The following is a 13,931-nucleotide window of genomic DNA, read 5'->3' as shown; positions in this document are numbered from 1 at the left end:
TTGTCCAAAAGGTAAAGCATATTACAATTGATGCAATTTTATGTAAACGCATTCTATTCCGAATTCCGAAGTAGTATAATGAATCTGCTTGACCATTATGAACAAAGAGGAGATGGACAGATGAGCAAGAAACTATCCTTGACGCTCGCCGCTTCGGTGCTTGCGCTTGGCAGTTTAACAGCAGGGGCTCCGGCGATTGCTGCAGGGGATTATCACGAAGTGGTGAAAGACAAAGTGCCCAAAACCGTGAAAGGCAACGGGCAAAGCTACAAAGAACGCATGGACAAATGGAAAAAGAATGGCGGCAAACCGAAAGAAGTAGAACTACAGATTCTCGGCACCTCTGATTTACATACAAACTTCGTCAACTACGATTACTACCGTGACGCTAAATCCAATTCATTATCGCTTGCGAAAACCGGCGTTTTGATCGAAGACGCACGCGAAGAAAACCCGAACAGTTTGTTGTTCGATAACGGCGACTTGATCCAAGGCACTCCGTTCGGCGGCTACAAAGTCAACGTCGACCCGTTAGAAGACGACGAATTGCATCCGGCATACGCCGCACTCGAATCGCTCGATTTTGATGCATCGACACTCGGCAATCACGAGTTCAACTTCGGCCTCGACTATCTCGACAATGCATTAGAAGAAGCGGATTTCCCAGTACTCAACGCCAATGTCTATGACGCAGAAACAGGTGAGAACCGTTTCACGCCGTATACGATCATGGACAAAAAGGTGACGGACCGTAAAGGCAAAAAGCACACGATTCAAGTCGGCGTCATCGGCGTTGTAGCGCCTGGCATCATGAGCTGGGACCGTGCGCATCTTGAAGGCGAAGTCATTGCAGAAGATGCAGCGGATACGGTGGAGAAATTCATTCCGGAAGTGAAAAAAGCGGGAGCGGATGTGGTGGTCGTCCTGTCCCACTCAGGAATGGGCGATGAAGTCCATACCGATAAAGAAGACGACATCACGTATCAATTGACCGAAGTGGAAGGCGTGGATGCGATCATCACCGGACATAACCACGACGTCTTCCCGGGATCGTTCGGCGACCTTGAAAATGTCGACCAAGAAAAAGGCACGATCAACGGTGTCCCGGTTGTCATGCCTGGTAAATTTGGTAGCCATCTTGGCGTCATCGATTTGACGCTCGAGCCGCGCGGCAAGAAATGGCGTATCACGAATGGCGAAGCAGAACTGCGCGCCATCGATTCCACGACGGATGAAGTAGCAGAGCAAGTAATCGAAGCAGTGAAAGAAACGCATGAAGGCACAGTGGAATACATCCGCAGCCCTGTCGGCGAAACGACAGCTCCGATTAATAGCTATTTCTCACTCGTGCAAGATGACCCATCTGTGCAGATCGTCAACAACGCACAACTATGGTACGCCGAGCAGCAAATCGCTGGAACGGCTAATGCCGATTTGCCACTACTGTCCGCTGCGGCACCATTTAAAGCTGGCGGGCGTAACGGCGGCGATTATTACACCAATATCGAAACCGGCGAAATCGCCATTAAAAACGTCGCAGACCTCTACGTCTACGACAACACCGTCTTCGTCTTGAAACTGACAGGCGCAGACGTCAAAGAATGGCTCGAAATGTCAGCTGGCCAGTTCAAGCAAATCGACACGGCTGCGACAGGCGAACAGCGATTCATCGACGATAACTACCGCACGTATAATTTTGATGTCATCGATGGTGTTACGTACGACATCAACATTACCAAACCGGCGAAATATGACGGGGAAGGCGCAGTGGTCAACGGAAGTGCTGAACGCATCGAAAACCTTCAATACGAAGGGGCAGCAATTGACCCGAACCAGGAATTCCTGGTCGTGACGAATAACTACCGTGCGAGCGGCAACTTCCCAGGTGTCCGCAATGCGACGGAATCAATCGACTTTGCGTATGAGAACCGCCAAGTGCTCCAAGACTACATTTTGGATGCCGGCACGATCGACCCATCGGCAGACGGCAACTGGCAGTTTGCGCCAGTCGCAGGCAACCCGAACCTGGTGTTCGAAACATCGAACTCAGCGAAAAGTTTGGCAGAACGCGAGCCAGCGATCCAGTATATCGCAGTGACACAAAACGGCTTCGCGAAATATGGCTACACGATCCAGTAAACGCAAAACAGACCCGAGATTTTTTCTCGGGTCTGTTTTTTTGTTTTCTATAAGAGGTAGCAGAGAGATTCCGCTGCAGGCGGAAGCTTGCTGAGGGGTGCGGCTTCAGCTGCTTCCCTCGCTATGCTCAGTCCAGGGTCTTCAGCTCGTCCTGATCCCTCCAGCGTCACCACCTTTCGCTACATCTCTATCATGATAGCGGAGAGGTGATTGGTATAAATTGCAGCGGAAGAAAGAATTTAAGAGAATCAACCAAAACCTAAGCGTTGATACAGGCGTGTGAAAACTATCGAACCAATCGCACCTCACTATCAATGCTCAGCGAAATCTCCAAGCAGTTCCGCGCCAAGGGTGAAGCGAAGCCATAAGACAGGCGTTCTTCCTGGCTTATGGCGAAAGCTCAACCCTAAGCGGCGACTGCGACTCTACCAGCATATGCATCGACCATTCCCGCCTAGCAAGTAACATAAGCCTGTCTAACTAAGCGACCTCCCCAGTCGATGCAACAGACTGAACAAATCCAGTCTGATTCGATAAATACAATGCTCAGTAAAAGTAGTTCCGCGCCCAGGGTGAAGCGAAGCCATAAGACAGTCGTTCTTCCTGACTTATTGCGAAAGCTCAACCCCAAGCGGCGACTGCGATTCCGCAAACGGAACCCCAACTCGAATAGTTCTTATCTACCTAACTATCTAGGGTAAACAACAAGCACTGAGCAAGCTACCCCACCGATGTAAGATGGTCATCGAATTCAGACTGTCTCTCTCAAGACAGTGAAATCCAAAAGTAGCTCAATCCCAAGTGGACACTACGATTCCGCAAACAAATGCTGCACTTTCACAAACAAACTCTACAATTCCGCAAACAAACGCTACGATTCTGCAAACAAACACCGCTATTCCGCAAACAGCCGCCCCAGCTCGAACAGGTCTCATCTAACTAACTAGCTATCTATAGTAGATAGCAACCACAAGAGATCTATCCCTTAGCAATAACCCCGTCAGATCTCAACTTCCAATACGTCGCGACCCCGAAAAAGAGATAAATCACAAACACCGTCACAGTAAGTGGCACGGTAATAGTAGACAGCGTGACCATCTGATAGACAATCCAAAGAACAAGCAGCGTACCTACCAATACGCCGCCGCGTCTAGACTTTCGGTAAACACCCATAAACACGGTGGCGGCCAAAGCCCCTGTAATCAGTGCGCCGCCTACTAACAGGATAAACATAATAATCGATAATTCGATACGTCAACGCCCCTTTCTTTTGACCAACCATAACATATCTAACTAGGCTTTCTTCTGTATTATTGATCGATTATCAATCAGCCCGATTATCACTTTTCTAATTCTTTTTAGTTAATTTCTTATACAAAAAACAGTTTAAACAAAAGAACTATACTTTGAGGAGCATATTTAGCGAAAAAAATTAACGAATTATCATTAAATTAGATAGTATTTTAGGATAATTATAACTAAAGTCTATATAAATTTATAAAAATCATTTCTTAATACCTAAAAATTCTGTATAATCAAACCACTATTATAAATCCAAGTTTAACTTGAATTTAACTTCCGTCTACTAACATAGAGAAAACGGCGGGAGAGGTGAGGCGGGATGAGAATCGTTTCGAAATTTCAAAAAAGTGGAAAGGGAGAGCGATCAACTATGAGAACGATGTTGGTGACGGGAGGGAACGGTTTTTTAGGTTCGCGCTTTATCCATGAATTGTTGACTAAGTATCCGGCCTATCAAATAGTGGCGATTGACCACGAAGCGGAATGTGTCCCGGAGTTATTAAGGCCATTGCTGGCTTGCAAACGCTATGCGTTTCACCAGGTTGATATCCGCAATAACGAGGCGGTCGAGCAAGTATTCGAACAGTACGATATTAGCGAGGTCGCTCATTTTGCGGCCCAAACGCATGTCGGCGAATCGAAACGTAATCCGGGCCTCTTCGCAGAGACCAATGTACTCGGCACATTCCATGTACTTGATGCTGCTCGCAAGCATTGGATGAACGGTCCTTATGAATCGAAAGCCGGTTTTGCCGCTTCACGCTTTTTGCATATTTCGACAGATCAAGTCTACGGGCCGAGAGCTGAGGGGTTTGCAGATGAGACGCATAAATACGACCCAATCAGCCCGTATGCCGCAAGCAAGGCGAGTTCGGAACTGATGGTTAGCGGATTCCACGAAAGCTACGGGATGGATACGGTCATTTTGCAGGCAACGAATGTGTTTGGGCCTCATCAGCAAGACGATAAGCTCATTCCGATTATTATGCAAAAAGCACTCTCCGGCAGCACCATTCCGGTGTATTCGGGTGGCGAAGACGTCCACGACTGGCTATATATCGATGATTTTTGGCGTGCGGCGGATACTGTTTTCCATTTAGGGAATGCGGGAGAAACGTATCTTGCGGCAGGTACTCCGCTCAAGACACTCGAAATTGTTGAACGCCTTTGTAAAACGCTCGACCGTCATTTCCCGGGAAATGATAGCTACCGAAGCCGCATCCGCTTTGTGGAACCGGCAGGAGGGGGCAAGGCGCCTCACCGTTTTGCGGTAGTTGCTGACAAATTGAATCAGCAACTCGAGTTTACTCCTAAGACCGATGTTGATCGGGGAATCCAAGAAACAATCGAGTGGATGCTTTCCAAAAAACGAATCTGGGAAGTAGTATGACACGCAAGACAAACGACAGTTGCCATGAGGTGTCCCATGATTTCAGATGAAGCGATTAACCAACCAAATACGTATAAAGCAAACGGACGGCTCCAAAAAATCGCCCTTATTCATAAACATATGAAAGCGGGGGGCGTTGAAGCCTTAATTGTCCGCATGGCACGGTGGCTGTCGGATAATGGCTACCAAGTAAGCGTCTATCTCTATAGCGGCGGCGGCCCGCTATTAAAGCATCTCCAACAAATCGACGGGCTGAAAGTCATTGTCCGTGAAAATGGCAAAGAACCGCCGCTCGCCTTATCGGTGTTCAACCAACTCGTACGTTCAGAGAAATACGATTTGGCCTATTCGTTCAGTCCGTCGAGTTTGCTGTTGTCATACGCCTTGCCGGCACACGTCCGCTTATCAGGCGTCTATCAGCCCGAATTGTATAAGCTTGAACGCAATAAGAAAATTATCCGTGCGTTAAAGACAATCGACAAGGACTTCCATCAGAAATTGGTGTTCATGAACCCAACGGTCCGTCGCTACACTGCGCGTGCACTCGAGACCGAAGTACCGGAACAATTCATGCCACCACCAATTGAACAAGCAGCACCGGAATCGGATTACGGCAGTTCGCATTCAAGGCGTATCGTCTCAGTCGGAGCCATTCAAGCGTTTACAACCCATTATGCGCAAGTCATTGAATTGATGGAAGAGTTGATTCAAATCGATCCAGCGTTCACTTACCATATATACGGGAGCGGGTCAGACGAATCTCGGTTACGGAAAAGCATTCGGGAATCCGAAGCGAAAGACCACATCTTTCTTCACTCGAAGCCCCATGCCGATCGCTTAGAAGAGGTGCTGCGCGACAGTTTTTGTTTTATCGGTTCAGGAGCAGTGATGATCCAAGCCTGCAGTTTGGGGATTCCGGGAATCACGTCGCGGGCAAATGACGCTGAAGCTTTATCAGAAGGTTTTTTTTACCAGCTGCCGCCTTATGAAGTAGGCGAATCGTATTGGGAAGCGCCGGACACGTATGAAATAGGCGAGTTGGTGAAAAATTTGCTAGTATCAGAAAATGTTTACCGAAAAACAGCAGAGCGCTGTAAGTTCAAAGCGCGTCAATTTGAGATTGATGTCGTGATGAGAGATTTTATTAATTTGGCGAATGACAAACTTCAGTAGAGTTGGTAGGAACCTTGCCACAGGAAACACAGAGAAGTGGAAGCGATCGCGAAAGGTAAAGCCAAAGCGCAAACTACGCTTCTTTTGAGCTAGCAACAGGGAGATACATCCACTGCGTAATAAAAAAACAGCTGCACCAGCCTGAAATAAGGCATAGGTGCAGCTGTTTTCATTATTATTCGGTGGCGTCATTCAATTCCAGATGCTCTTTCAACGTCGATTGGATTTCCGCAAGTTCTGCATCATCCATAATATAATACCAAATGCCGTTGATGGTTTCGCCGTACCCGTCTTCGACGATCATCTGGTCAACGTTCATGACAGCATCCTGATAATTGCGTTGGACATCGACCATGTCATCGAAGGTCATATTCGTCCGAACGTTTTGTCCGAGGGCATCAAAGATGTCTTTGTAGTTCCAGAGACTGTTGATGGATACGCCTTTTTTCATGACGCCTTGGATTACTTGTTTTTGACGATCTTGACGTCCGAAGTCGCCACGTGGATCCTCGTAGCGCATACGGACGAAATCCAATGCTTCTTCACCGTTCAAGTCGATTTCGCCTTCCTGGAAGCCATCGAATGCCAGGGAGTTGTTCACCGTGACACCATCGACTGCATCGACGATATCTTCAAAACCTTCCATATTGACTTGGACGACATAGTCAATTGGGATATCGAGAAGATTTTCTGTCGTGTCCATCGACATTTCAATGCCGCCGAACGCATAGGCGTGGTTGATCTTGTCTGTTGTGCCGCGTCCTACGATTTCAGTATATGTGTCACGCGGGATCGATACCATCTTCGTCGATTGTGTAGCCGGATTGATGGTCATGACAACCATCGTATCGGATCGTCCGCGGTCGTCTTCTCGTTCGTCGACACCGAGTAGCAACACCGAAAACGGATCTTTCTCATCAAACTCAACGATGTCTGTCCGTTTGACGGATGGGGTCTTGCGGTCGACTGGCTCATGGATGGTATCAAGCGTTGTCGAGAAGTTCGAGTAGACGTTATAGGCATAAACGCCCCCGACAAGCAATAACAGTAAAAAGCCTATCAATAAGTACTTGGGCCATTTGCGTTTCTTTTTCATGTTTATCCTCCGTTAGTTCGCGATAAAGTAATTGCTTAATTCGGTTGCCCAAGTTTCAGCGCCCTTACTATTTGGGACGGCATCGGTAGTCAAATGTTCCTTCAAAGCGATATCATCTGTATCCGGCCATGCATCCCAATGTTCAATATACGGGTAGCCGTACAAATTGGCAAACTCCTCGAGTGCCTGTACTTGCGCACGATAATAACCAGCACCAAAGATGGGCTGAGGAGCATGCAGAATGACAAGTGCGTCTGGGTTTTCTTGCTCTAGTCGAGACGTGAACGCTTGTACATCTTCGCGTTCTTCTTCAATAGAAAGGCGATCATTATTCATCAAAGTAAGCGGTTCGAGCAATGCCAAGTCGTAGCCTGCAGTCAGGTCGACATATTGGAGGGCCTCAGAAGTTCCAGTTACAGATTCGATCGTCACTTCGATCGAATCACCATACGTTTCCTCTAATGACGTCTTCAATCGTTCCGCATAACCGGGTTCCCCTGATTCAAGTGCCTCAGATCCGGCGATTAACAATTGGAGTGACTCGCCGTCTGAATTCTTTTGGAGAAAAAGGTCTTGAACTGATTCATCCATATTAGCGATTAAGTCAATGTTCACAGAATTGTCACTAGTTGACTCAGTTTGGGTAGTTTCATTTTTAGTATTGGGGGTTTCAGTTGTGGTGCTTGAAACCTGTTCAGGTGTGCCTGCTCCTTGTAGTTTGTCCTGCCAAGATAAGTAAGAATAGACAAGAATTCCTAGGCAGACAAGGACTGCAACGAACCCTCCTAATTTATACAGTTTCATACTTTACTCCTTTCAAAAATAGCCATTTCTATAAATTAAAGATAGCATAAATCCATCCTTGTTCCTACAAAACTTTTTAAAATTGGAAGTACAAATGATATATTCCTGTGATATACTGTCTTATGTTGTTTGAAACTGTCTATAATTAAATTGAAATAGAAGGAGCCATTACACTACATGGAAGAGACTATTAGCTTACAGGACTTGTTCAAGACATTAAAAAAGAACCTAGGAATTATTGCCCTGACGACGATTCTTGCAATCACAATTGCAGGGGCGGTTTCGTTCTTGTTCTTGACGCCGATTTACGAAAACTCAACACAAATACTGGTTAACCAAGAACAAACTGAAGCATCACAGCTGACCAACCAAAATATCCAAACCGATCTCCAGCTCATCAATACATATTCCGTGATCATTAAAAGCCCTGCCATTCTTGATCAAGTCATCGAACAGATGAATTTGGATATAAGTGCTGAAGCATTAACACAAAAAATTACGGTTAATACAGCAGAAAACTCGCAAGTGGTGAATGTCATAGTACGTGATGAAGATCCAGCCCAAGCGGTTGAAATCGCCAATACGACAGCAGAAGTGTTTGAAAGTGATGTTCGTGAGTTGATGAACGTCGATAACGTATCAATTTTATCACCCGCAGTGTTGAAAGAAAATCCAAGTCCGGTCGAACCGAATCCAATTTTGAATATGGCGATTGCGGCAGTAGTCGGATTGATGTTGGGCGTGGGTATTGCATTCTTGCGTGAATACCTCGATACCTCGATGAAAACAGAACAAGACATTGAAGACATTCTAGGTGTACCGTTACTAGGTGTGATCTCACCAATCAAAGAAGAAGCAAAAATGCAGTCAGCTCCATCTACTAATAGAAGAAAGCGAGGGAATTTGAATGGCCAAGAAGAAACAACTGCAGGAAACCGCGCGTAAAGTCGTTACGCATACGACTCCTCGCTCAATCGTCTCAGAACAATTTCGTACCTTGCGAACAAATGTCAATTTCGCATCACCCGATAAGGATCTTCGAACAATTGTGGTGACATCCGCTGCGCCTGGTGAAGGGAAATCGACGACATCAGCGAACTTAGCAACAGTCTTCGCCCAAGAAGGAAAGACAGTCCTATTAGTGGATGGCGATATGCGCAAGCCGACCACGCATTACACTTTCCATATGCCAAACACAATTGGCCTATCCAACGTTCTAACGCGTCAAACTACCGTAGAAAATGCAATTCGCCCAACGAAAATTGAGCGATTAGATTTGATGACTTGCGGTCCAATTCCACCGAACCCTGCAGAGCTATTAGCATCAAATGCAATGGCCATGCTTATTGCTGATTTGAAAAAACGATATGATATGGTCATCTTCGATGCGCCGCCCGTCTTATCTGTAACTGACGGCCAGGTACTAGCCAATAAATGCGACGGAGCGATCATGGTAATCAACTCCGGCAGCACTGAAAAAGAAATGGCAGCCAAAGCTAAAGAAGCAATCGAAGCGTCCAATAGCAAATTGATCGGTGCCGTATTAAACAATTTTGAGCTCGCTAAAGATAGCTATTATTACCAATACTACGGCACCGCTGAGTAAAAGGGGAATGTCCCCCTTTTGCTTTTTCTTTTAAACCCGATACCCAATTTTTTCAAAGTGAATGATTGGATATCCATGTAGGTTGTATAGTTTACATAAGACTCCTTCAATATAGAAAAAATACTTGGGTCTGAAAATGAGTGTTTCATACATAGGGGGAACCATGAATGATTGATACGCATGCACATATTTTACCGGCGCTAGACGATGGCGCGGCAACAATGGAACAGACGAAGCGGCTATTAGATATGGCTGTCGAAGAGCATTTAACTGGCATTATCGCTACACCTCACGGACATCATCCTAACTTCAAGACCGATATAGCAGCGCTTCAAATACAGTTAAAAGCAGTAAAAGACTATGTGAAACAAGCGCAATTGCCGCTAGAAATTTACAGTGGGCAGGAATGTCGTTTGTCAGATAAGCTCCCAGAGTGGCTCGCAAATGGCGAAGCCTTGACCCTAGCAGAATCACGTTATGTACTACTTGAACTTCCATCATCAGGTATTCCTGTCTACACGGTGCCGGTCATCCAGCAACTGATCACCAGTGGGTATATCCCGATCATTGCCCATGCCGAGCGCAACCAAGGTATCATTCAAAAACCTGAGCGCTTGAAGAAATTATTGATTCACGGCGCGATGGCACAAGTGACAGCAGGGTCTTTGTCGGGCAGCTTCGGCAAAAGCATCCAAAAGACGGCCCTTCAGCTCATCGACGCTAACCTAATTCATGTATATGGATCAGATGTACATAGTGAAGACGTACGCCCCTTCCATTTCAACGCAGGACTTGATGTACTGGAAAAAAAGAGACACCACAATATGATCGACATATTATTAGAGAACAATGAACGAATCATCCTAGACCAAGACTTGCACGTTCTTGAGCCACAAGACATAGAAAAGGGCAAGTGGTGGAATATCTTTGCGTAAAAACTAATATTATAGTATTAATTTTACATATATACTCTATCTTTACTGGGAAATACATGTTAAAATTAGCAACGGATTTCCAAAACGTATGTATTTAGTATTGCCTAGTGAAAGGGTGGACCATATTGTCACTGAAAAACAGAATGTCATTACTCATAGTAGTCGATTCATTAATCGTTTTCTTCTCCATCTTCGTCGGCTACTATATCCTCTACCCTTACGTAGACATCTTCCAGAACCAATTTCTCTTAGCAAGCGCCTTAACGATCTTCATCGCGCACCACGTATTCGCTATGTACTTCGGCCTATATCGAAAGGTGTGGGAATATGCCTCGGTCGGAGAACTTTCTTCTATTGTCAAAGCGGTAACTTTATCCGTTGTAGCAGTTGCGGTTGTGCAACTTATCGATCGCCAAGATGTGCTAGTTCGGGCACTCGTTATCACATGGATGCTTCACGTACTTTTAATCGGTGGATCTCGGCTTTCCTGGCGCATGATGCGCGGTAGAGCTTTTAAGTTAAAATCTTCAGATCAAGAGCTGAAGCGAACGATGATTGTAGGGGCGGGGAAAGCCGGCACGCTTGTTGCACGCCAACTATTAAATAATCCAGAAAACGGATTTTTACCAGTATTGTTCGTTGACGATGATAAAAATAAACATGGCTTAGATATTTACGATGTACGGGTCGTGCATGGCGAGACAAAAGACATCAATGCCATTGCAAAAGACAATGCGATCGAACGTATTATCCTCGCGATTCCTTCACTCAGTAAGCAAGAGTCTGCGGAATTGATTAAGCATTGTATGGATACTGGTATTAAAACGCAGACAATTCCACTTATTGAAGATGTCATGACTGGCAAGGTATCGGTAACAGATATTCAAGACGTGAAAATTGAAGATCTTCTTGGCCGTGAAGAAGTAAAACTGGACATGAATAAAATTGCCGATCAATTGACTGGTAAAACCATATTGGTGACTGGGGCAGGAGGATCGATTGGATCTGAAATTTGCCGTCAAATTGCGCGTTTCGGTCCAAAGCAACTTCTATTACTTGGACATGGTGAAAACTCCATTTACCTAATTGATATGGAGCTTAGGAAAGCTATAGGCAATGAAACTGAAATTATTCCTTTGATTGCAGACATTCAAGACCGTGAACGTATTATCGCAATCATGGATGAATACAAACCAGATGTTGTCTATCACGCCGCAGCTCATAAGCATGTTCCTTTAATGGAAGGGAACCCGATGGAAGCTGTGAAGAACAATATATACGGAACTAAGAATGTAGCAGAAGCATCGCATATGGCTGGAGTGAAAAACTTTGTCATGGTATCTACTGATAAAGCGGTCAACCCACCAAATGTGATGGGAGCCTCGAAGCGTTTTGCAGAGATGATAGTTCAAAATTTGGCTAAGCGCAGTGAAACTACTTTCGTGGCAGTTAGATTTGGTAATGTACTTGGATCACGTGGATCGGTTATTCCTTTATTCAAGAAACAAATAGCAATAGGCGGCCCTGTGACAGTAACACATCCAGATATGACTCGCTATTTTATGACGATACCTGAAGCATCCCGTTTAGTGATTCAGGCTGGAACTTTAGCACGTGGTGGAGAAGTATTCGTTTTAGATATGGGAGATCCAGTCAGAATCGTGGACTTAGCGAAAAACCTCATTCGCTTATCAGGTTACTCAGAAGAAGATATTCAGATTAACTTTTCAGGAATTCGTCCTGGAGAGAAGATGTATGAAGAACTTCTCGATTCAGATGAAATTCAAGACAAACAAGTTTTCCCGAAAATTTTCATCGGTGTAGCTAACCCGGTAGCTGAACTTGAGCTCAAATATATCATGGAGAAGTTGCATGAAATGGATGATATAGAACTTAAAGAATTGTTGGTTGGACTTGCTAACCGCAAGAATGTTGAAACTAAAAAACTAGTAGCAAGTAGTAGCTAATTCGAATTGAAAGGGGGAGAGGTATGTTCTCATTAATAAAACGTTTTGTAGATTTCACACTTTCACTGCTAATTCTCGCTAGCCTTTCTATCATCTTTCTTATTTTATGCTTGATTATTAAGTTGGATTCTAAAGGTCCGGTATTTTTTAAACAAAAGCGTATCGGTAAAGGCAAGCAAGAATTTCATATTCTGAAGTTCAGAACGATGAAAACAGACGCACCCAAAGAAATGCCTACTCATCTATTAGATAAACCAGATGCTTATATTACTCCGGTAGGCAGCTTTTTAAGAAAAACAAGTCTAGACGAACTTCCTCAGTTAATCAATATTCTTAAAGGTGAGATGAGTCTAATCGGACCGCGTCCAGCTTTGTGGAATCAATACGATCTTATTGCAGAGCGTGATAAGTATAAAGCTAATGATGTATTACCTGGACTAACAGGTTTAGCACAAATCAGTGGTCGGGATGAGCTTCCAATTGAACTGAAGGCTAAAATTGATGGTGAATATGTTGAAAAGCAAAATCCGAAACTTGATTCAGAAATCTTTGTGAAAACTGTTTTTAGTGTATTAAGAAGTGACGGTGTAAAAGAGGGTACAGGTCTTAGTAATAAAAACTTATGAAGTAAGGATGTTAGAAGCATGGGGAAAAAGAAGATTCTAATAACAGGAAAAGGAAGTTATGTCGGTACTAACTTGATTACTTGGTTAATGAAATGCCCAGATCAATATGATGTCGACGAAATTTCTGTACGTGGTGATGAATGGAAGAAAAAAGACTTCAGTAAATATGATTCCGTTTTACATGTTGCTGGAATCGCCCATGTCTCTACAAATCTTAAAATGAAAGAACATTATTATAAGATAAATCGTGATCTTACTGTGGAGGTGGCTAAAAAAGCGAAAATCCAAGGTGTGAAGCAGTTTATATTCATGAGTAGTATCATAGTATATGGTGATAGCAGCAATGAAAAGAGAATTATAGATTGCAAAACAGTACCGAGTCCGAGTAATTTCTATGGAGATAGCAAACTTCAAGCAGAAGAAGAATTGAAACTTTTGGAGAATGATGGTTTTAAAGTTGCTGTTATTAGACCGCCTATGATTTACGGAAAAGATTCAAAAGGCAATTATCCGAAATTGGCTAAAGTAGCCAAAATACTTCCTGTATTTCCTGATTTTGATAATGAGCGCAGTATGCTTCATATAGATAACTTAAGTGAGTTTTTGAGATTAATGGTTGAAAATGGAGAACGAGGGTTGTTTTTTCCACAGAATGCGGAATATGTGAAGACTAGTGAGATGGTTAGAGTTATTGCAGGGATTCATGATAATAGGATAATACTTCTGAAAGTATTCAATCCGGTTTTGAGACTTATGATTGCGAGAGTTAATTTTGTTAATAAGGTTTTTGGGAATTTGGTTTATGAGAAAAAATTAAGTGAATATAAGACGAAATATCAAATGAATGATTTAAAAGATTCTGTGAGAAAAAGTATATAAATAGGTGGCCGATT

At 44.1% G+C, this 13,931-nt stretch carries 11 protein-coding genes; 9 read left to right on the top strand and 2 right to left on the bottom strand.

Features of this window, described 5'->3' with window-relative positions:
- Positions 1 to 120: 120 nt before the first annotated feature.
- The 3 genes from BBI11_RS12305 to BBI11_RS12290 all read left to right on the top strand — a co-directional run bounded on the left by BBI11_RS12305 (position 121) and on the right by BBI11_RS12290 (position 6,004).
- Positions 121 to 2,139, top strand: a complete 2,019-nt coding sequence (locus BBI11_RS12305) for a bifunctional 2',3'-cyclic-nucleotide 2'-phosphodiesterase/3'-nucleotidase (protein ID WP_068463794.1) — start codon at positions 121 to 123, stop codon at positions 2,137 to 2,139.
- A gap of 1,672 nt (positions 2,140 to 3,811) precedes the next feature.
- Complete coding sequence (locus BBI11_RS12295) at positions 3,812 to 4,831, top strand: dTDP-glucose 4,6-dehydratase (RefSeq protein WP_068463788.1); 1,020 nt, start codon at positions 3,812 to 3,814, stop codon at positions 4,829 to 4,831.
- A 36-nt stretch (positions 4,832 to 4,867) separates the two neighbouring features.
- On the top strand, positions 4,868 to 6,004 hold the full coding sequence (locus BBI11_RS12290; RefSeq protein WP_068463785.1) for a glycosyltransferase: 1,137 nt from the start codon (positions 4,868 to 4,870) through the stop codon (positions 6,002 to 6,004).
- A gap of 175 nt (positions 6,005 to 6,179) precedes the next feature.
- Here the strand turns inward: BBI11_RS12290 and BBI11_RS12285 are convergent, their stop codons facing one another.
- Together BBI11_RS12285 and BBI11_RS12280 are read right to left on the bottom strand one after the other, a co-directional pair.
- A complete protein-coding gene (locus tag BBI11_RS12285; RefSeq protein WP_068463783.1) occupies positions 6,180 to 7,100 on the bottom strand; it encodes an LCP family glycopolymer transferase in 921 nt (306 codons plus the stop codon).
- 12 nt (positions 7,101 to 7,112) lie between these two features.
- On the bottom strand, positions 7,113 to 7,904 hold the full coding sequence (locus BBI11_RS12280; protein WP_068463780.1) for an SGNH/GDSL hydrolase family protein: 792 nt from the start codon (positions 7,902 to 7,904) through the stop codon (positions 7,113 to 7,115).
- A gap of 177 nt (positions 7,905 to 8,081) precedes the next feature.
- On the opposite strand from BBI11_RS12280, the gene BBI11_RS12275 reads away from it, so the two are divergent.
- From BBI11_RS12275 to BBI11_RS12250, 6 genes are all read left to right on the top strand, one after another.
- Complete coding sequence (locus BBI11_RS12275) at positions 8,082 to 8,849, top strand: YveK family protein (protein ID WP_068463777.1); 768 nt, start codon at positions 8,082 to 8,084, stop codon at positions 8,847 to 8,849.
- Entirely contained in the window at positions 8,812 to 9,510 is a 699-nt protein-coding gene (locus BBI11_RS12270; protein WP_068463775.1) for a CpsD/CapB family tyrosine-protein kinase, read from the top strand. The genes BBI11_RS12275 and BBI11_RS12270 overlap by 38 nt, the downstream gene beginning before the upstream one ends.
- A 167-nt stretch (positions 9,511 to 9,677) precedes the next feature.
- Positions 9,678 to 10,445 (top strand): tyrosine-protein phosphatase, encoded by a 768-nt coding sequence (locus tag BBI11_RS12265; protein WP_068463771.1) that lies wholly within the window; start codon positions 9,678 to 9,680, stop codon positions 10,443 to 10,445.
- A 125-nt stretch (positions 10,446 to 10,570) separates the two neighbouring features.
- Positions 10,571 to 12,412: a polysaccharide biosynthesis protein gene (locus BBI11_RS12260; protein WP_068463767.1), complete on the top strand. Its 1,842-nt coding sequence runs from the start codon at positions 10,571 to 10,573 to the stop codon at positions 12,410 to 12,412.
- Positions 12,413 to 12,435: 23 nt separating this feature from the next.
- Positions 12,436 to 13,038: a sugar transferase gene (locus BBI11_RS12255; protein ID WP_068463764.1), complete on the top strand. Its 603-nt coding sequence runs from the start codon at positions 12,436 to 12,438 to the stop codon at positions 13,036 to 13,038.
- Between the two features lie 18 nt (positions 13,039 to 13,056).
- A complete protein-coding gene (locus tag BBI11_RS12250) occupies positions 13,057 to 13,917 on the top strand; it encodes an NAD-dependent epimerase/dehydratase family protein (RefSeq protein WP_068463761.1) in 861 nt (286 codons plus the stop codon).
- Positions 13,918 to 13,931: the final 14 nt, after the last annotated feature.

Origin of the sequence: Planococcus maritimus (assembly GCF_001687625.2) — a bacterium.
GTDB classification, from domain to species: Bacteria; Bacillota; Bacilli; order Bacillales_A; family Planococcaceae; genus Planococcus; species Planococcus maritimus.
This window is presented reverse-complemented; position numbering and strand designations above follow the sequence as displayed.

Excerpts from the sequence above, each read along its gene's own strand:
- BBI11_RS12250 (WP_068463761.1), top strand. The coding sequence starts at position 13,057 with ATGGGGAAAAAGAAGATTCTAATAACAGGAAAAGGAAGTTATGTCGGT.
- BBI11_RS12270 (WP_068463775.1), top strand. The coding sequence starts at position 8,812 with ATGGCCAAGAAGAAACAACTGCAGGAAACCGCGCGTAAAGTCGTTACG.
- BBI11_RS12295 (WP_068463788.1), top strand. The coding sequence starts at position 3,812 with ATGAGAACGATGTTGGTGACGGGAGGGAACGGTTTTTTAGGTTCGCGC.
- BBI11_RS12265 (WP_068463771.1), top strand. The coding sequence starts at position 9,678 with ATGATTGATACGCATGCACATATTTTACCGGCGCTAGACGATGGCGCG.
- BBI11_RS12305 (WP_068463794.1), top strand. The coding sequence starts at position 121 with ATGAGCAAGAAACTATCCTTGACGCTCGCCGCTTCGGTGCTTGCGCTT.
- BBI11_RS12290 (WP_068463785.1), top strand. The coding sequence starts at position 4,868 with ATGATTTCAGATGAAGCGATTAACCAACCAAATACGTATAAAGCAAAC.
- BBI11_RS12280 (WP_068463780.1), bottom strand. The coding sequence starts at position 7,904 with ATGAAACTGTATAAATTAGGAGGGTTCGTTGCAGTCCTTGTCTGCCTA.
- BBI11_RS12275 (WP_068463777.1), top strand. The coding sequence starts at position 8,082 with ATGGAAGAGACTATTAGCTTACAGGACTTGTTCAAGACATTAAAAAAG.
- BBI11_RS12255 (WP_068463764.1), top strand. The coding sequence starts at position 12,436 with ATGTTCTCATTAATAAAACGTTTTGTAGATTTCACACTTTCACTGCTA.
- BBI11_RS12285 (WP_068463783.1), bottom strand. The coding sequence starts at position 7,100 with ATGAAAAAGAAACGCAAATGGCCCAAGTACTTATTGATAGGCTTTTTA.